This is a genomic window from Seonamhaeicola sp. MEBiC01930 (assembly GCF_045277075.1).
Classification (GTDB): domain Bacteria; phylum Bacteroidota; class Bacteroidia; order Flavobacteriales; family Flavobacteriaceae; genus Seonamhaeicola.
The window spans coordinates 1322403-1342805 of sequence record NZ_CP104270.1 but is presented as its reverse complement, the minus strand read 5'-3'; the positions used below and the strand labels follow the sequence as shown (position 1 = coordinate 1342805).

The window sequence follows — 20403 nt, the reverse complement described above, 5'->3', positions numbered from 1 at the left end:
TGAGAACCTTTTTTTTAGAAATTGAAATAATTCTTAGCATTATAGTAGCAAATGTCCTGAATCATTTTCCCAAGAAATTTAAGGTCTCTTGGCACTAAGCCTTTATTAATATCATCTGCAATTATATTACACAATATACGTCTGAAATATTCGTGTCTTGGGAATGATAAAAAGCTGCGACTATCTGTAAGCATACCAATGAATTTACTTATTAGTCCCATGTTAGACAGTACATCTATTTGTTTCTCAATACCATCTTTTTGGTCTAAAAACCACCAAGCTGCACCCCATTGCATTTTTCCAGCTACACCACCAGTATTAAAATTACCCATCATGGTTGCAAAAGCTTCATTTTGCGCTGGGTTTAAATTATAGGTAATTGTTTTTGCCAATTGGTCTGTACTATCTAAAGCATTTAAAAATTTAGAAAGCCCTTCAATAATTGGATAATCTGCAATAGAATCGCAACCTGCATCTGTGCCAACAAGCTCTTGTAGGCGGTTGTTATTATTTCTAATAACACCTAAATGATACTGCTGTACCCAATTTTTTTCGTGATATTTTTTCCCTAAATGCAGTAACAAGCTAGACCTGTATTTTTGTATTTCCGTTTCACTAAGCGTTTCTCCGTTTAGGTATTTATTGAAAATAGTATGAACTTCGGTAGTAGTAAATTTTATATAAGAAAAAGCACCACTAATTCCATAATCTGATAATTTACAACCGTTTTCGTGAAAAAAGTCTATGCGTAAATCTATGGCTTTAACAAGAGCTGGGTAACTTTCAATTTTAAAACCAACACAATTGCTTAATTTTTCAATGTATGAATTGAAGTTTTCATTACCAATAAAAAATAAGTTATCTGGTCTAAAGGTAGGATATACTTTAGTGAAGAAATCTCCTTTTGCAATTTGTTGATGGTATTTTAAATCATCGGTAGGGTCGTCAGTTGTACAAACTACTTCAACATTCAATTGCTTTAGCAAATCTGCAGGGGTTTTATCTGCTAAAACAACATTTGCCTTTTCATAAATTTCTGAGGCATTATTAGGCTGCAAAACAGCATCAATATTGAAATAGCGCTTAAGCTCTAACTGCGTCCAATGAAACAATGGGTTTCTTAAGGTCTTTGGAACCGTTTCTGCCCATCTTAAGAACTTATCCTTTAATGAGGCATTGCCAGAAATATAATCTTCTGTTATTCCATTTGCTCTCATACCTCGCCATTTGTAATGGTCACCACCTAACCAAGCTTTGGTGATATTTCCCATAGGCTTGTTTTCGGCAATTTCTTTTGGCGATAAATGGTTGTGATAATCTATAATAGGTACCAGTTTAGCATACTCATGATATAAAATTTCTGCTTCTTTAGACTGAAGCAGAAAATTATCTGATATAAAACTTTTAGAATTTATAGAATCCATTAGCTTAAGCTTTTACTTATACCTAATTCTAAGCCTCTAAGTTCTGCTAAACCTCTTAATCTACCAATCCCAGAATACCCTGGGTTTGTTTTTTTACTTAAATCATCAAGCATTTGGTGTCCGTGGTCTGGTCTCATTGGCATTCTTAAATCTTTTCTGCCAGAAGCTTGTCTTTTTCTCTGTTCTAATACTAATGCCTTCATAACACGGTACATGTCTACATCACCATCAAGGTGGTTGGCTTCGTAGAAATTGCCATCAGCATCTCTTTTTGTACTTCTTAAATGAATGAAATGAATTCTGTCTCCTAATCTTTCAATCATTCCTGCCAAATCATTATCTGCTCTTACACCAAAAGAACCTGTACAAAATGTTAATCCGTTATTTGGGCTATCAACAGCGTTGTACAAATCAAGAATATCTTGTTCTGTACTTACTACTCTGGGTAAACCTAAAATTGGAAAAGGAGGATCGTCTGGATGAATGCACATAAGCACATTTGCTTTTTCGGCAGCTGGAATAATTTGCTCTAAAAAATGAAATAAGTTCTGTTTTAATTCTTTTGGACCTATGTAGTTATAAGTGGCTAATATGGAATTAAATTCATCTAGAGTATAGCCTTCTTCCGCTCCTGGTAAACCTGCAATAATGTTTTTAATTAATAGATTTTTATCGGCATCAGACATTTGGTTAAATAAAGCTTCTGCTTTTTCTAATTGTTCATTTGTATAAGCTTCTTTCGCACCTGGTCTTTTTAATAAGAATACCTCAAAAACAACAAAAGCATTGGCATCAAATCTTAGTGCTCTAGACCCATCTTCTACTTCATAATCTAAACTGGTTCTAGTCCAATCTAAAACTGGCATGAAATTGTAGCACACGATATCTATCTCACATTTGCCTAAATTCAAAAGAGTTTGTTTGTAGTTATCTATATATTTTTGAAAATCGGCAGATTGTGTTTTTATGTTTTCGTGAATAGGTACACTCTCTACAACAGACCATGTTAAGCCTGCAGCTTCAATTATATCTTTTCTTTTTTGAATTTCTTCAATTGGCCATACTTCACCATTTGGAATATGGTGTAACGCAGAAACAATTCCTGTTGCCCCTGCTTGTTTGATATCTGATAATGAAACAGGATCGTTTGGTCCGTACCATCTCCAAGTTTGTTCTAAACCCATAACTTAATTAATAAAATTAAACACCACTAAATGCACTAAACCCTCCGTCTATTGGAATTACTACACCTGTTATAAAACTTGCTGCTTCACTGCATAAAAAGTGAATAGCACCATTAAGTTCTTCGGCTTCACCAAAACGTTTCATGGGCGTATTTGTTATAATTGTATTGCCCCTATCTGTATAACTTCCGTCTTCATTTGTTAATAATCTACGATTTTGGTTACCTATAAAAAAACCTGGAGCAATAGCATTAACCCTTATTTTGCCTCCAAACTTAGTTGCCATTTCTACAGACATCCATCTTGTAAAATTCTCCATTGCAGCTTTAGATGCCGAATAACCTACTACTCTTGTAATTGCCCTATCTACCGTCATAGATGAAAAGTTTATAATGCACCCTTCACCTTGTTTAGACATTACTTCCCCAAATACCATGGATGGCAAAACAGTTCCGTTTAAGTTAAGGTCTGTAACTTTTTGAAAATCCTCCATCTTTAAATCGAAAATTGTTTGGTCTGGACCAATAGTAGCCCCTGGCATATTACCTCCAGCGGCATTTAAGAGAATATCTATTTTTCCGAAATGGTCTAAAATAGCATCTCTATTTTTTTCTAGAGTAGATTTATCTAAAACGTTGGTTTCAAAACCTATGGCTTCCCCTCCGTTATTCTTAATTTCTTTTACTTTGGCATCTATGATATCTTGATTTCTATCTAAAATAATAATTTTTACTCCGGCTTTAGATAAACTATTAGAGATTGTACCACCAAGAACTCCAGCGCCACCAGTAATAATGGCAACTTTTTCTTGTAAGTTGAATTGTTGACTCATTTAAATTAGTTTAAAATTTATTGTGTATTTTGATATAACGCTTTTTTTCGTGTGCGCACACGCAAAGATATAAATTTCTAAATGTTATTTAGATTTATTGGGGCTTAAAAGCTTAAATTTATTGATTCAAGATAAATTTTATAGTAGTTTTTATAACTTCTTGCAGTTCTCTTGGAACCTTATTTGTGGTCCATGGATGTTTTGCATTAAAAACATGATTAGCTCCTTTAATAATTTTTAAAGTGCTTTCAGGGTTCCATTTATGAATATTCTCAGCCTCTTTAATTAAAACACTGGTGTCATTATCACCGTGTATAATCAAGTGGGGTATCTTCAAATTTGTAACAGATTTTTCAATGTTTAATCTTTCCTTATTTTTAATTGTATTTAGGTAAAATTGGTAGTAATGTGGCATTTGTTGTTTAGTACGCCCATTAATAACATATTTAACCCCAGTTTTTTTCCAGTTTTCTATATCCTCAGTAATAACAGATCTTTTTAAAAAATCTGAGACACTGGCTAAACTTATAACTTGTTTTACCCTTTTGTCTTCCTTAGCTTTTATTGAAACAATTCCACCACCTCTGCTATGACCCATTAAAGAGATATTATCTAAATTACTAATGGTTTTTATGCTTTTATTTTGAAAGCACCAGTTTATTACAGAATGCAAATCATCCAGTTCTTTTGTGTAGTTGTTGTTCCCAAATGCTTCTAAATCTGGGAAATCAATAGGTTGTTTAATAGTACCTCCATTATGAGAAAAATTAAATTTAATAAAGCAGAACCCATTTGTAGCAAAGGTCTCTGCCATAAGGTTCCAAGCACCCCAATCTTTAAACCCTTTATAACCATGGCAAAAGATAATAATTGGGTTGTTATTACCGTTTTTTGAATAGGTGACATCAATCAATATTGGCTTGTTGTGTTTGCCTTTAATTGTAAAATTGTCTTTTATGAGCATTTATATTTCTTTTTCTGTGAAAGGTGTTTTTGGGTTACAAATTTCTAAAATAAGTTTCCTTAATTCATTGGTAAAATTATCTATGGTTTCTTCAGTAATTAGGTTATTTCTTTTAGCATAAGGTCCAGCTTTATCTTTTTTACCAAATTTTAAAAAGCCGTTACTTAAGTTTTTAAAAGAAATAATACCAGCTTCAATAGGTAGTTTATATTCTCCAGATTTTTGCATCATATAAGCATAGGCAAGTACTTGAAAACTTTTACTATACTTTTTATAATCTGTAGTAATGTCCTCCCAATTTACAATTTCAACATCACCTTTTTCAACTTTTCCTGTTTTGTAGTCTATAATTCTTGTAACACCATTATACTCATCAACCCTATCTACTTTTCCGGTAATGTTAACAGGAAAGTTTAATTCAGGGATATTTAGTGATACCCTATTATCAGCTTCAATAGCTATTATTTTTATTTGGTTGCCCGCATTGAGGTTTTCAATTTCCAAATCTAAAAAGTTAGAAACATAACGTTTAGCAATTTCAAAAATGATAAGGTTTTTTCCGGTTTTTATATCACCTTCTTTAAAGGTATTATTAAAATGGTGAGTAACGGTTTTATTAATATCCTTCTTTAAACTTTTTATAATGTCAATGGTTATAAAAATGCCAATTAACGGTTTGTAAAAATCTTCAAGGGTATTGTGAACAACTGTACCTAAAGTATTGGAAGCTACTGTTTCTTCAACTTCTTCGTGCTCTTTTACTTTTAAAACTTTTTGGTAATAAAAATCTATTGGATTTCTAATGTAATTTGTTAATGATGAAGGCGAAAACCCTTTTCCTGCTATAGTTTTTAATTTTTGAATGACATCATTTGGTTTTTCAACAATATTAAGATCGGTATTAATTACTGGAACTTGGGGTGAAATAATTTGATGATTGATTTTATGAATGCCTTCTAATTCTAATTGGGTAATAAACCTGCTTTTTTCTCCACCAGTTAAAACATCAGCTTCTGTATTATAAAGAATATAAATGTTTTTTGCGCGTTGGAGTAACCTGTAAAAGTGATAGGTATAAACAGCATCTTTTTCCTTATAAGTTGGGAGCTTATTTTCTAATTTAACATCAAAAGGAATAAAAGAATTATTACTTTTTCCAGAAGGAAGTATACCTTCATTAACTCCTGAAATTATTACAGTTTCAAAGTCTAAAACTCTAGATTCTAGCATCCCCATTACTTGCAAGCCCTGCAGGGGTTCACCTTGAAAGTCTAAAGTTTCTGTTGCTAATAACTCTTTATAAATACTAAATAAAGACGAGATGTCTTTAATATGTTTATATTCAGAGTTTAGTCTAACAAGCTGGTTAAATAATTCATTAAAGCGAAATAGGTATTCTAATGAGAGCAGATTATCACTTTTGTCCTTATCTAAATATGTTTTTATAGTTAGTATTAAATTAGAGCAGTTACTTAAGGCATTTTCTATAGATTTGTCCCAGTTAGAAAACAATAAACCTATTATTTTGGAGGCTTCAGGTGCCATTTGTTTTAACTTTTCTGTATTCAAATAAACTAGGTTATTCGCATCAATAGTTTCAATAATTTTTGAAGAATAATCAATAGAATTTACCTTGAAAAGAGGTCTTATAAATTGATGAGAAATTAGTTTTTTTACATTTTTATAATAAAAGGATACAGAGTTGTTTTTGTGTACCAGAAAAAGTGTTTCAAAAAGTGATGCTAGGGGAATAGACTTTAATGGAAACCCCATGGTAATGTTTAATTCTTGAATGTTTTCTGGTAATGAGTTAAGCGTTGGAGTTAATAAATGTTCATCACCTAAAACCACAGCTGTGTTTTGAAGAGAACTATTTGTTTTTTTTATTTGGTTTAGTAAAGAGCCAATATGTTTAGCTTGCCCTATATTTTTTGGAATGCCAAAAACAGAGATGTTTTTTTCTTTAGAATAGTTATTAGTTACCCAATTAAAAGGATGTTTTTTAAAATAAGCCCAATTAGTTTTGTGTTGTCTTGTAAATAAAGCTGCATCATGTTTTGGGTTACCTTCAAATACCTGATCAATATCCCAATAAATTTTGGCTAAATCATTTTGTAGTAATTCCTGTATAATTGTTTCTTCTGCAGAATTTAATGCATTGAAACCTAGAAACACATGCCTTTTCTTAGAATTATTTTGAATATAAGATTCTAAATTTTCTACAGCTTCTCTGTAAATAAGGCCTTGATACCCTATTTTTTTATCTAGTAAAACTCCTGAAAAGTGTGAATAGTATTTACCAAGGTTATTCCAAAAAGACAGGTAGTTTTTAATAAATTCTGTTTGATTTTCTTCTAAAGACCAATGGTTACTTTCAATTTCTTTAATAGCTCCTAAATATTCAAAAATGTTTTTTTGAGGAATTAGGTAGCGGTCTATTTCATTAAAGTCTTGTAGTAAAATTTGAGCCCATTTGGAAAAGGATTCAAAAGAATCTATTTTTTTAGTTTTAGTTAGAGAGGTATAAGTGTTATAAAACTCAAAAAGAAGTTCTGTATTACTAATGTTTTTAAGCCCAGAAAGTTCTTGAACAAATTCTTCTATGCTAATAATTGATGGAGCAAAGAAAGTTTGTTGAGATACTTTTGATAATTGATGTTTTAAAAACAAACCGGCTCTTTTACTTGGTAGTATAAAGGTTAGGTTTGAAAGGTTTATGTTTTGGCTTTTTAGCGCATTTAAAACATCAAAAATAAAAGTTGTCATAGGTGTATAAAAATAAAAAACGCTTCGGGATTCCCGAAGCGTTTTTTAAAGTTATTTAAGGAATTAACTTTGTTGCTTACTTAGCTAAGTTAATTTCTACTCTTCTGTTTTGTGTTCTACCTGCTCTAGTTTTGTTGGTAGCAATTGGATTAGACTCTCCATAACCTTTAGAAGATAATCTGAATTGATCAACTCCGTTTGAAGTTAAGTAATCTTTAACAGAACTAGCTCTAGACTCAGAAAGACCTTGGTTTAATTTTTCACTACCAACGCTATCAGTATGACCTTCAACTGTAAATTTAGCAGTTGGGTACTCATTAATAATTTTAATGATATCAGCTAATACAGCTTCAGATTCTTCTTTAATTGAAGATCTACCAGTATCAAATAAAATCGTTTTAGCATACTCATTTAAAGTTTTTTGTACTTCTTCAGTTACTTCAGGACAACCGTTATTTGCAACAGTTCCTTTAACGTCAGGACATTTATCATCTTTGTCTAAAACGCTATCACCATCAGTATCTGGCCAAGGACAACCACCGTTAGCAGCAGGACCTGCAGTGTTAGGACATTTATCATCACCATCAATTACACCATCACCATCAGCATCAGGACAACCAGCTAAAGCTTTTAAACCAGCAACAGTAGGACAGTTATCTTTATTATCTGCAACACCATCGCCATCAGCATCAGGACAACCGTTTAACTCAGCTAAACCAGCTTCATTAGGACAATCGTCTTTGCTATCTTCTATACCATCACCATCAGTATCTGGACAACCATTGAAAGCCTCTAAGCCAGCAACTTCTGGACAAGCATCGTCTTTGTCATAAATTCCATCACCATCCGTATCAGTTCCACCAAATTTAATAGAAACACCAGCAGTATGTTGGAAATGTGTATTTAAGTAATCTTCAAAAGCATGTTTATAAGACGTCTGAACTGTGAAGCCAATGTTATCATTAAACCAAAAATTTACACCAGCAGTACCGTTTAAAGTACCAGCACCAATTTCATCAACCCAAGTGTAACCACCACCAACTCCTAAATAAGGATCTACAGTAGTATCTTCTAAAAAGTTGTATTTAATTGTACCATCAATACCATAATAAGATAAATCATCTACAGAAGAATCTCCAAAATTCTCAATTTTATTTAAAGATGCAGCAGCTCCAAATGAGAAACCATCTCCAATATATTTAGAAACAGAAACAGTAGATAAAGAAGGTAAAACATTCCAATGGTCTCCAACATTGAAAAAATCTTCAAATGTTCCTCCTAAAGGAGCGTTTTCACCTGTAGGGAAAAAGTCAACCGCATTAACTCCGATTGTAATTTGCCAAGGGTTGTTGTTGTCTTGTGCATCAGCATAGTTGTACCCAAGGAAAAGTACGAATGCCAACAATAATCTGCTAAGATTTTTCATATTCAAAAAAGTTTAATTTTTAAGTGTTAATTAAGAACAAAAGTAAGTTGTTAAATGTTATTAACAAAGACAAATATATAAAAAAATCGTACAAAAGCGCCGTTCGTCGATACTTCAGACTCATTTTAGATAACTTATTTAGTCGTTTCATTTATTATAGACACCATAAATTTATTAAGTCACAATAAATAATTGGTTATTTATATAATTTTAAGGGTTATTTCATTATTAATGTAAATTAATATTTTGCTAGTAACTGTTAATTTCATGTTTTCAAGAGCGTCTTGGTAAGATTTTAGCTGTTGGTTATGCCCTTTGGTTTCTACACCTGTTTTATAATCAATAATTACAGCTTCGTTTTTAGAATTTATTACAACCCTGTCTGGTCGCAGTATAATACCCTCTTTTGTAATTATATCTTGCTCATTATAAATGGTATATTTTGATGTGAAATATTTTTGTAATGATGTATGATTAACAATTTGCAAAACTGTTTCTTTGATTTTATTGGCTTGCTCATTATTTATAATGGAAGTGTCAACATATTCTGAAATAACAAAATCAATATCATCTTTAGTTTTTATTCTAGACATTATATTATGAATAAGATTTCCTTTTTCAATGGCTTCTTGCTGATTTGTATTCCATAGAAAACCTGATTTAGTCACTATTTTTATATTATGACTTTCTTTTGAAGTTGAAATAAATTCTTTTTGAATAATAGATTCTTTATCTGAAATTGATTTTAAGACTGGTTTTTCTGGCTTTCCGAATGTATACTTTAATTGAGAATCATCCCAAACATTTAAATGTTTTAGGTAATTTATAAATAAACCAGAATATTTTTTACTGCTTATATCTCCTTTTGAAGATATCTCCTTTTTAGAAATTATGTACAATTGCGCTATGGCTCGTGTGAGTGTAACATAAAGTAAATTAATGTTATCTAATTCCAGTTCTGATTGGTGCTTGTTAAAAATTTTCAATCCGTTTTCACCAAAATGTTCAAAGTCTCTATTAAAATTTAACAAAGTATGCGGAAACCCATTATAGTTTTCTGCATCTAATTTAAACCATACTTTTGGGTCTACTTCTCTGTATATATCTAAATCAGCATAAGGAAAAATAACCACAGGAAATTCTAATCCTTTTGATTTGTGGATAGTCATAATCTGAACTGCATTCTGGCCTACCGGCGAAACAATGCTTAAGGATTCTTTTTTCTTATCGAAATATTCTAGAAACTCAGAAATATTAGAGCCTTTTTTCTGCGTAAACTCTAGTGCAATATCTAAGAAAAATTGAATGTAAGCGTTAGAATTTTTGGTTAAATTAAATGACCTCACTATGGTCTCAACCAAATCAAAAAGCGGTAGTTGAATTAAATGAGTGTCATTTATATAAACTTTATATTTTTCAAAACTTTTTAATAAAAGTGGTAATTCAAGATTTAGATGATTTATAAAAAAAGAATGTTTGTCATCAATATTAAAAAGTGAGGTTAAGTAATTTAAAACAGCAACTTTTATTTCATTGTTTTTTGGTTGAATTAAAAGTGATAATAAATCATTTATAAAAACAACTTCAGGCGAATTATAGATTAGTAAAGTTTCAGATGATACAATGGGAATATTATTTTGACTGAGATAGTTTGCAATGGATACACCTTCTTTTTTTCTTCTTACTAAAACGCAAATATCTTCTAGTCTATAATCACTGTCAATACAATTATTAATAGTTTTTAATACCTCATTGGAAAATATTTCATCTCTGTCATCATCTTTATCAATCTCTAAAAAAGATAACTCTACATAACCTGAGTTTTCAATAGAGGTATTTTGACTTCCGTTTTCATAAAGTTGCTCATAATCTTTGTTACTAAAAACTTGATGCGCTAAAAATTTAAAAAAACCATTATTAAAATTTATTACCTCTTTAAAACTCCTATAATTTGTTGGGAGATTCTTTACTAGCTTATTGGTATAAAAAGGGTTTTTGTTATTAAACAGCTCTATAAATTGTTCTGCCTTTCCACCACGCCATCGGTAAATAGCTTGTTTTGCATCACCCACTAACATGGCACTTCCTTTTTCTGCTGAGAGCGAGTTGTCTATTAACGGAATTAAGTTATTCCATTGTTTAACTGAGGTGTCTTGAAATTCATCAATAAAATAATGCCTGAATTTTTCTCCAATACGCTCATAAATAAAAGGTGTAGGTTGATCTTTAATTTCATTACTTATAATGGTATTAAATTCTGAAATGAGCATTTTATTCTGCTCTTCTTTCAGTTGTTTTAATTCGTTATTAATGGCATTTAAAACAGATAAAGGTGTAATATTTTTGTGAAAATTTTTCAAAAATTTTAACTGAAAAACTTGCTGTTTGGTATTATTAAATACGGTTTTTATTTCTGGTTGAATTTGCTCTATTGTTGCTGCAATATCTTCTGTAACACGTTTAGGGTATAAAGTGTTTCCTTCTAATAAACCTGTTTGCCATTGTGAATCAAATTTAATATTGAAATTTTTATTTGATAAATTTTTAAAATGATTAGGCAATGAGCCTCTAGAAAAATCATTAAACTCTAAACCGGCTTCTTCAAATAGAGTTAGGATGTTATTAGATTTTTCTATAATATCATTTATTGTTTCTTCAATGTCTTTTTTTAGTAGGTTTTTAAGTGTTTTAAAATCACTTAAGGTTTTATCTTTTAAGGTCTCAATAAAGGGAATATCATTTTCATTAACTAAAAGTTTAGCAATCTTATTAAAATCAAGAGCAATATCCCAACTTTTATCATCATCAGCTTTTTCAATAGCAAAATCAACTAAAGCATTTGTTAGGGCTTCATCTGTTCCCGCTTTTGCAATCAAACTATCAACTGCTAGGTTTAAAAAATCATGTTGATCTAATTCTACCTCAAAATTTAAGGGTAATTTTAAATCATGGGCAAACGTTCTAATTAATTTATGTGTGAATCCATCAATGGTAGAGATGTCAAAAGCAGCATAATTAAATATTATGGAGTTTAATATGGTTTTAGATTTATTATGAACCAAATTTGCATCCATTTGAAGTTCTTTACAAATAGCATTAAACATACTATTTGAATTACTTAAAATAGAAATATTAGAAAACTGTTTAAGCGTTTCTATAATGCGTTCCTTCATTTCAGCAACTGCCTTATTGGTAAATGTAATAGCAAGCACTTGCTTAAAGGTTTCTGGGGTGTTAGATTTAAGTAGAATTTTTAAATATTCTTTTACAAGAGTAAAAGTTTTTCCGCTCCCTGCAGAGGCATTATATATAGTGAAAGAGGGGTTTTTATTCATTAAGGGTAATTTGTTACAAGATAAAAACTATCAATGATTTCATAAGTATTAATTATTTTTAATTGAAGTCTTTTATCCGTAAATTTGAAATGAAATTAATTAATAATAATAAAACAAAAAATTATGGCTTTTGAATTACCAGATTTAGGATATGCGTATGATGCATTAGAACCACACATGGATGCTCGTACTATGGAGATACATCATTCTAAGCACCACGCAGGATATACAAATAATTTAAATAACGCAATTTCAGGAACAGATTTAGAAGGGCAATCTATTGAAGATATCTTAACTAATTTAGATATGGATAACGGAGCTGTTAGAAATAACGGTGGTGGATTTTACAACCACTCTTTGTTCTGGACGGTTATGAATCCAGAAGATAGAGGGTATTTGTCTGGGGAATTAAAAGATGCTATTGAAGCAGCCTATGGTTCTAAAGATGAATTTATTGCCGCATTTAGTAAGGCTGCCGCAACTCGTTTTGGTTCTGGTTGGGCTTGGTTATGTGTGCATAAAGGGGGTAAAGTAGAAATTTGTTCTACGCCAAATCAAGACAATCCGTTAATGCCAGGAGTAAGCTGTGGAGGCACACCTATTTTAGGGCTTGATGTTTGGGAGCATGCTTACTACTTAAATTACCAAAATAGACGTCCAGATTATATTAAGGCATTTTTTAGTGTTATTAATTGGAATGAAGTTGAGAGACGTTACGCAGAGGCGAAATAATCAAATATATTTTTAAGTGTAAAATCGTCTGGAAAATTTTTCTAGGCGATTTTTTTATGACCTTACCCTTAGTAAGGTTCGACTTGCTGTTATATCTTTTAGTAAAAAAAAATTAAAAGGAAGAGTTTATCTTGATTAGAGATAAAGGGCACAAAATCGAATACAAAACAATGTTTATAGAAAATGAAAAAGGTGAGCTAGAACGCTCACCTTTTTGCCCCAAATCTACCATAAACTTAACCTACTTATGTTATGGTGGTTCAAATATATGGTGTTGTTGAATACTGGTAAAATATTTTGGTTGAATTACTAATAAATTAGCTTAATAGGGGTAGCGTATAAAATAAGGTTTAAAAGAAATCTACATTGTTATTAAAAAAAGGAGCATAAAAAAAGGCGAACGAGTGTTCACCTTTTTGCCCCAAATCTACCATAAACTTAACCTACTTATGTTATGGTGGTTCAAATATATGGTGTTGTTGAATACTGGTAAAATATTTTGGTCAAACTACTAAAATATTAGCTTAATAGAAATAAGGGAATAAAAAGTGGTGTAAGTAAAAATTGTTTTTTTAAAAAGAAAAAAAAATGTAATTAGGAAACAAAAGCGCATAAAAAAAGGCGAACGAGAGTTCACCTTTTTTTGCCCCAAATCTACCATGAACTTAACCTACTTATGTTATGGTGAGACCAATTTATATGTATTTTGGGTAACAGGATTATTTATTAGATAAAGAGCATATTTATCGGTCAAAATACACAAATTACAGTTTAACCGTATTTTTTGTTTATATCCTTATATTAATATGCGCGTTCTTTATTGCCTTCATAAAAATTAATGAAAGCCCTATTAACAACTCTATTTCCTCCCACAGTTGGGTAATTTCCTGTAAAATACCAATCTCCTAAATTTTTAGGACATGCTTTATGTAAATTCTCTATTGGTTGGAAGATTATTTTTACTTCAGCGCTAATAGATTCATCACTTAAGAGTTCAGCAATTTTATCTGAAATTTGTTGAGCTGGATATGGGTTGTAAATTTCTTTTACAAAGTTTTGTACATCTTTATCTTCTAAATCTTCCTGAGCTTTACATTTATTATAAACCTCTTCAACAATGTGGTATTTGTTATTGTCTTTTAGCAATTCTAAAGCAGCTCTAAAAGCTATTAAACTTTCAAGATTAGCCATATCAATACCATAACAGTCTGGATAACGAATTTGTGGAGCTGATGATACTACTATTATCTTTTTAGGGTTTAACCTATCAAGCATTTTTAAAATACTCTTTTTTAATGTAGTTCCGCGTACAATACTATCATCAATAATAACAAGGTTGTCTTCTGGTTTAACTACACCATAAGTAATATCATAAACATGGGCTACCAAATCATCTCTACTGCTATCTTCCGTAATAAAGGTTCTAAGCTTTACATCTTTAATAGCTATTTTTTCAACACGAATTTTTTCAGATAATATATCGGTTACTTCTTCTGCAGAAATATTACGTTGTCCACCTAAAATGGTTTTAGTTTTGGTTTTGTTAAGTTCATTTTCTGCAGTTTCGACCATCCCATAAAATGAGGTTTCGGCGGTGTTAGGTATATAAGAGAAAACAGTGTTTTTAGTATCATTATTAATAGCCTCCATAACTTTCGGCATTAATAACCTACCTAACATTTTACGCTCTTCATAAATTTCAGCATCACTTCCCCTTGAAAAATAGATGCGCTCAAAGGAACATGCTTTACGTTCTAACGGTTCTAAAATTTGTTTAAATCTTACTTCTCCAGATTTTTTTGTAATTATGGCTTGTCCTGGTTCTAATTCTTTTACATCATCAAACTTTACATTAAACACTGTTTGAATAACAGGTCGTTCTGAAGCCACAACAACAACTTCATCATCCTTATAATAGTAAGCTGGACGAATACCTGCAGGGTCTCTTAGTACAAAGGCATCTCCATGGCCTATAAGTCCGGCCATAGCATAACCACCATCCCAATTCTTAGCGGCACGTCTTAAAATTTTTGCAACTTTTAATCGCTCAGCTATTTGCGGAGAAGCATCTTTTTTATTGTATCCTTCTTTCTTTAAATCTTTATAAATTTTGCTAACTGCATCATCTAAAAAATGACCTATTTTTTCCATTACAGTAATGGTGTCAGTATATTCTTTGGGATGTTGACCAAGTTCAATAAGGTTGCTAAATAGTTCTTTAACATTGGTCATGTTAAAGTTTCCTGCCATGATCAGGTTACGATGCATCCAGTTATTTTGCCTTAAAAAAGGGTGTACACTTTCCACGCTATTCTTGCCAAAAGTGCCATAGCGTACATGACCTAGGAGCACCTCTCCTATATAAGGGATATTCTTTTTTTGAGCCGCTACATCATTTAGGTATTCTGGGTGTGCTTTAAATTCATTATTAATACGGTCATTTATCTGAGCAAAAATATCTTGAATAGGCTGTTGTTGCACAGATCTAATTCTACTTATATAACGTTCACCTGGTTTAGTATCAAGTTTTATACTTGCAAAACCAGCACCATCTTGTCCGCGATTGTGCTGTTTTTCCATCATTAAATACATTTTATTTACACCATAAAATGCACTGCCATATTTTTCTTTGTAATATTCTAGTGGCTTTAAGAGTCTAATAACAGCTATACCACATTCATGTTTTAAGATATCACTCATATTTAATTTTTTTTCGCCTCTAACAGTCTTTAGTTAGACGTACGGAAATAATAAAATAGTTTACCTAGATAGTATCTAGTTTAATATAATTAAAAAACGCGCTCATTTTTGAGCGCGTTGGTTTTTATCCTAGTTCTATTTCAAACTGTGTTAATTCCTTAAACTGAAGCAATCTTTTATGTACTTCTTTATTTGATAAATTCTGCATACGCTCAGTACCAAACTTTTCAACACAAAATGATGCTAATGTTGAGCCATAAATAATAGCATTTTTCATGTTCTCAAATGACGTGTCGTTAGTCTTAGCCAAATACCCAGCAAATCCTCCGGCAAAGGTGTCACCAGCCCCTGTTGGATCAAATACTTCTTCCAATGGTAATGCAGGAGCGTAAAATACATTATCATCATTAAATAATAATGCCCCATGTTCCCCTTTTTTAATAACCACATATTTTGGTCCCATTTCTTGAATTTTCCTTGCAGCAACAACTAAAGAATACTCTCCTGTAAGTTGTCTAGCTTCTTCATCATTTATAGTGATAACATCAACACGTTTTATAACATTGTGTAAATCTTCTAAAGCAGTATCCATCCAAAAATTCATTGTATCTAATACTACTAAGTCTGGTTTTTTAGTCATTTGATCTAATACTCCAGATTGAACTATAGGGTGCAAATTTCCTAACATAACTACACCGGCATCTCTATAACCCTCAGGGACTACCGGATTAAAATCGGCAAGCGTGTTAAGTTCTGTTACTAAGGTGTCTCGGGAATTCATGTCATTGTGATAACGACCACTCCAGAAAAATGTTTTTCCTTCTTTTACTATTTCTACACCAGAAAGATCTATGTTTTTATTGCCTAATAGGTCTAAATATTCTTGAGGAAAATCCCCTCCAACAACTGATACGGCAGTAGCATCAACGTTAAAATGTGAAGCTGCAAGCCCTATAAAGGTTGCGGCACCACCAAGTATTTTATCGGTTTTTCCAAATGGCGTTTCAATAGCATCAAAAGCCATAGTGCCAACAATAACTAATTTACTCATAAAAAGGACTGACAATTTTGTGCAAAAATACATTAAATTTTTCATTTAAAAACTCACTAAAAAATAAATGAGAAAAATAAATGTGCTATTGGAGTGATTCCTAAAATGAAACGAAATTTTTTAATTTTTTCTGTTGAAAAATTTAGTTTTACATAAAAGAAATGTAACTACATTAAACATAGTGTCGGTAATATTTTTATTATGAAAACAACTGTTTTACTTTTTTAAAAAAATGTGACCACTTAAAAAAGAATGTGTCTAATATTTAGCTATTAATCAATATTAAAAATTGGGGGTGTAAACTATTTTATGCTCCTGGTTTTTTATTTCCTTCCAAAATCGGCAGGAATTTCACCCCAAGCTTTGGTTTCCCATTTAACAATAACAGTATTATAAGTATTAGTTTTCAACCATTCAACAGCTCTGTCAACCAATTCAAAAAGAGCTTCGTTTTTTTTTGTTCGTTCTAATTTAGTGTTGCATTTTTTCTTTTTAACCCAGCTAATAGCAGTTCTTGAATCTGTATATATGATAAGGTTACTATTGTGTTTTTTTAAAAATGCCAAACCATGAACAATTGCTAAAAACTCACCTATATTATTGGTACCTTCTTCAAAAGGACCTTGAATGAATAATTGTTTTTTTGTTTTGGTATCTACACCTCGGTATTCCATCTTACCAGGGTTACCACTTGAAGCGGCATCCACAGAAATGGATTTATAATTAGGTTGTCCTATTTTTTTAAGTTGGTCTTCAGAAAGTTGACTTTTAAATTTTGCAGATTTACCAATGTAGTCTTTATAATTGCCTTTTAAAGCTTTTTTTGCGGCATCAAACGTAGAAAAAGATTTGTACTGAGCGCCTTGATAATCTTTTATTTGGGCTTTACAATCATCCCATGATTCAAAGATTCCAGTTTTATGCCCTTTCCAAACGGTATAATATTTCTTCTTTTTTTTACTCATTCAAAAGTTTCTCAACCACCTTCGGAAAATGTTCCATTTCCAATTCATGAATTTTTGCAGCTACATCTTCAGCTGTATCTGTTGGTAGTACATCACATTTGGCTTGAAAAATAGTAGCACCTTCATCATAATTTTCATTTACATAATGAATGGTAATACCAGTTTCTGTCTCGTTATTTTCAACCACAGCATGATGAACATTCATGCCATACATCCCTTTTCCTCCAAATTTTGGAAGTAAGGCTGGGTGTACATTAATTACTTTGTTAGGGAATTCTTCTAAAATTGTTTCCGGGAACTTCCATAAAAAACCAGCTAATATTATAAGGTCTGGTTTAGAGGTTTTCAAAATGTTTAACACATCATTAGTTTTTGTGAAAGCAACTCTGTTAAACGACAAAGCACTTACTTTAAGCCTTTTGGCTCGGTCTAAAACTTTGGCATGGGAATTGTTGGTAAGCACCTGAATAACAGATACATTATCACTGTCTTGAAAAAACTTTATTAAATTTTCAGCATTAGATCCACTACCGGACGCAAAAATTACTACGCGTTTCATATTACAGACTGTAATGTTAAGATTGTTCAAACAAAAAAAAGAATAATTATTAACATTTAGTAGGTTAAATTAAAATACTTAAAAGTTATTTTAGTAAATTACAAACACATTTTTATTGTAAAGATGTGTTTTAAAAATAAAGTTTTTTATTTTTGCCAACTGAATTAAAACTTAAAATTAAAAGATTATGTCAGACATTGCATCAAGAGTAAAAGCGATTATCGTAGACAAACTAGGAGTAGATGAAAACGAAGTTGTTGCAGAAGCTAGCTTCACAAACGATTTAGGAGCAGACTCATTAGACACTGTAGAACTAATTATGGAATTCGAAAAAGAATTCGATATTCAAATACCTGATGATCAAGCTGAAAATATTGCAACAGTTGGTCAAGCTATTTCTTATATAGAAGAAGCAAAATAAGCTAAAAATTTTATGGAATTAAAGCGAGTTGTAGTCACAGGTTTAGGGGCTTTAACACCTATTGGCAATACCAAAGATGAATATTGGGATGGTCTAATTAGTGGTAAAAGCGGTGCTGCGCCTATAACATATTATGATACTGAGAAGTTTAAAACTAAGTTTGCATGCGAGGTTAAGAACTTTAACGTTACTGATTTTCTTAATAGAAAAGAAGCCCGTAAAATGGATAAGTTTGCACAATATGCTATGGTGGCTTCAGATGAAGCTATTGCAGATGCAAAACTTAATCTAGACGAGGTTAATAAGTTGCGTGTTGGTGTTATATGGGGAGCAGGTATTGGTGGTTTAGAAACATTTCAGCAAGAAGTTTTGAACTTTGCTGATGGTGATGGATCTCCAAGATTTAATCCATTCTTTATTCCTAAAATGATTGCTGACATTGCGCCAGCAAACATTTCCATAAAACATGGTTTTATGGGGCCAAATTACACAACAGTTTCTGCTTGTGCATCTTCCGCAAATGCATTATTTGATGCTTTAAACATGATACGTTTAGGGCACTGTGATGTTATTGTGTCTGGAGGAAGTGAAGCTGCTGTAACAATAGCTGGTATGGGTGGTTTTAACGCCATGCATGCGCTTTCTACTAGAAATGAAAGTCCAGAATCAGCCTCTCGTCCTTTTGACGGAACCAGAGATGGTTTTGTTTTAGGTGAAGGTGCTGGGGCTTTAGTTTTGGAAGAGTATGAGCATGCAAAAGCAAGGGGAGCAAAAATTTATGCTGAGGTTGCAGGAGGAGGTTTATCTTCTGATGCATATCACATGACGGCTCCACATCCAGAAGGGCTTGGTGTAGTTGAGGTAATGAAAAATTGTTTAGAAAATGCAGGACTTAATCCAGAAGATGTAGACCATATTAATACACATGGAACATCTACACCTTTAGGAGATGTAGCTGAATTAAAAGCTATCTCAAAGGTGTTTGGGGATCATGCAAAAAATATAAATATTAATTCTACAAAATCAATGACAGGGCATCTGTTAGGTGCGGCTGGAGCTATTGAAGCCATCTCAAGCATTTTGGCTATAGAGCATGGAATAGTACCTCCAACAATTAATCATACAACTGTTGATGAGAATATTGATCCGGAATTAAATTTAACTTTAAACAAAGCTCAGAGGCGCGAGGTAAAAGTAGCAATGAGTAATACATTTGGATTTGGCGGACATAACGCTTGTGTATTATTCAAGAAAATATAGACAGAATCCCGAGTGAAAAACATTCGTAACATATTAAATTCCCGTTTTAAACGCAACGGGAATTTTTTTATGGAAATAACTAAGATCCTTGGGTTTAAGCCTAAAAGCATTGTGTATTTTAAAACAGCTTTTACGCACCGGTCTATGAATATAAAAGATGATGAAGGTAACGCCATAAACTATGAGCGTTTAGAGTTTTTAGGTGATGCTATGTTAAGTGCAGTTATAGCGTCACATTTATATCAAGAAGTACCTAGTGGTGATGAAGGTTACTTAACCAAAATGCGTTCTAAAGTGGTAAGCAGGGAGCATTTAAACGAATTAGGTAAAGGGCTGAAACTTATAGATTTAGTAGAAAGCAAAATACCAGCTGGACAGTTTGGAGATAATATTCATGGTAATTTATTTGAAGCCTTATTAGGGGCTATTTTTTTAGATAGAGGTTACAGATACTGTGAGAAATTTATATTTAAACGTGTTATAATACCCTATGTAGATATAGAGAAATTAGAAGGCAAAGTAATAAGTTATAAAAGCTTACTAATAGAATGGTGCCAAAAAGAAAAGAAAACTTTTGGGTATAATGTCTATGAAGATACGGGTAATGATGATGTTAGGCATTTTTCTGTTAAACTTTCAATTGATAAAAAAATAGTTGCAAAAGCTAGAGCCACTTCCAAGAAAAAAGCAGAAGAAAAAGCATCAAAGCGTGCCTTTTTCGCTTTTCAAAATAAGATTTCTAAGATGATATAATAAATTACTGTCAAATTAAAGTAAACTATAA

The 20403-nt window shown here is 31.8% G+C and carries 15 protein-coding genes; 4 read left to right on the top strand and 11 right to left on the bottom strand.

Features of this window, described 5'->3' with window-relative positions; genetic code table 11:
• Positions 1–14: 14 nt before the first annotated feature.
• The 7 genes from uxaC to N1F78_RS05735 all read right to left on the bottom strand — a co-directional run bounded on the left by uxaC (position 15) and on the right by N1F78_RS05735 (position 11931).
• Positions 15–1424 (bottom strand): glucuronate isomerase, encoded by a 1410-nt coding sequence (gene uxaC, locus N1F78_RS05765; protein ID WP_406685233.1) that lies wholly within the window; start codon positions 1422–1424, stop codon positions 15–17.
• Positions 1424–2608, bottom strand: coding sequence for a mannonate dehydratase (uxuA, locus tag N1F78_RS05760; RefSeq protein ID WP_406685232.1), 1185 nt, complete (start codon positions 2606–2608; stop codon positions 1424–1426). The genes uxaC and uxuA overlap by 1 nt, the downstream gene beginning before the upstream one ends.
• A gap of 16 nt (positions 2609–2624) precedes the next feature.
• On the bottom strand, positions 2625–3440 hold the full coding sequence (locus N1F78_RS05755) for an SDR family oxidoreductase (protein ID WP_406685231.1): 816 nt from the start codon (positions 3438–3440) through the stop codon (positions 2625–2627).
• Between the two features lie 118 nt (positions 3441–3558).
• Entirely contained in the window at positions 3559–4404 is an 846-nt protein-coding gene (locus N1F78_RS05750) for an alpha/beta hydrolase family protein (protein ID WP_406685230.1), read from the bottom strand.
• On the bottom strand, positions 4405–7170 hold the full coding sequence (locus N1F78_RS05745; RefSeq protein WP_406685229.1) for a PD-(D/E)XK nuclease family protein: 2766 nt from the start codon (positions 7168–7170) through the stop codon (positions 4405–4407). It lies immediately after the preceding gene.
• Between the two features lie 76 nt (positions 7171–7246).
• On the bottom strand, positions 7247–8596 hold the full coding sequence (locus N1F78_RS05740) for an OmpA family protein (RefSeq protein ID WP_406685228.1): 1350 nt from the start codon (positions 8594–8596) through the stop codon (positions 7247–7249).
• Between the two features lie 200 nt (positions 8597–8796).
• Positions 8797–11931 carry a UvrD-helicase domain-containing protein gene (locus N1F78_RS05735; RefSeq protein WP_406685227.1) on the bottom strand — a complete coding sequence of 1045 codons (3135 nt, stop codon included), beginning with the start codon at positions 11929–11931 and terminating at the stop codon, positions 8797–8799.
• Positions 11932–12054: 123 nt separating this feature from the next.
• Between N1F78_RS05735 and N1F78_RS05730 the strand changes: the two genes are divergently transcribed.
• A complete protein-coding gene (locus N1F78_RS05730; protein WP_406685226.1) occupies positions 12055–12663 on the top strand; it encodes a superoxide dismutase in 609 nt (202 codons plus the stop codon).
• An 801-nt stretch (positions 12664–13464) separates the two neighbouring features.
• On the opposite strand, the gene N1F78_RS05725 is transcribed toward N1F78_RS05730, so the two are convergent.
• The 4 genes from N1F78_RS05725 to N1F78_RS05710 form a co-directional block, all read right to left on the bottom strand.
• A complete protein-coding gene (locus tag N1F78_RS05725; RefSeq protein ID WP_406685225.1) occupies positions 13465–15363 on the bottom strand; it encodes an amidophosphoribosyltransferase in 1899 nt (632 codons plus the stop codon).
• 124 nt (positions 15364–15487) lie between these two features.
• On the bottom strand, positions 15488–16414 hold the full coding sequence (locus N1F78_RS05720) for a PfkB family carbohydrate kinase (protein ID WP_406685224.1): 927 nt from the start codon (positions 16412–16414) through the stop codon (positions 15488–15490).
• 323 nt (positions 16415–16737) lie between these two features.
• A complete protein-coding gene (locus N1F78_RS05715; RefSeq protein ID WP_406685223.1) occupies positions 16738–17379 on the bottom strand; it encodes a viroplasmin family protein in 642 nt (213 codons plus the stop codon).
• Positions 17372–17938 (bottom strand): phosphoribosylglycinamide formyltransferase, encoded by a 567-nt coding sequence (locus tag N1F78_RS05710; protein ID WP_406685222.1) that lies wholly within the window; start codon positions 17936–17938, stop codon positions 17372–17374. The genes N1F78_RS05715 and N1F78_RS05710 overlap by 8 nt, the downstream gene beginning before the upstream one ends.
• Positions 17939–18125: 187 nt before the next feature.
• Here N1F78_RS05710 and N1F78_RS05705 point away from each other — a divergent pair, with 187 nt between their 5' ends.
• The 3 genes from N1F78_RS05705 to rnc are packed head-to-tail and all read left to right on the top strand — an operon-like array spanning position 18126 to position 20372.
• Complete coding sequence (locus N1F78_RS05705) at positions 18126–18359, top strand: acyl carrier protein (protein ID WP_009778413.1); 234 nt, start codon at positions 18126–18128, stop codon at positions 18357–18359.
• Between the two features lie 12 nt (positions 18360–18371).
• On the top strand, positions 18372–19619 hold the full coding sequence (fabF, locus tag N1F78_RS05700) for a beta-ketoacyl-ACP synthase II (RefSeq protein ID WP_406685221.1): 1248 nt from the start codon (positions 18372–18374) through the stop codon (positions 19617–19619).
• A gap of 12 nt (positions 19620–19631) precedes the next feature.
• The gene (rnc, locus tag N1F78_RS05695; protein ID WP_406685220.1) at positions 19632–20372 is read left to right on the top strand and encodes a ribonuclease III; all 741 of its coding nucleotides are present in this window, start codon (positions 19632–19634) and stop codon (positions 20370–20372) included.
• Positions 20373–20403 lie beyond the last annotated feature (31 nt).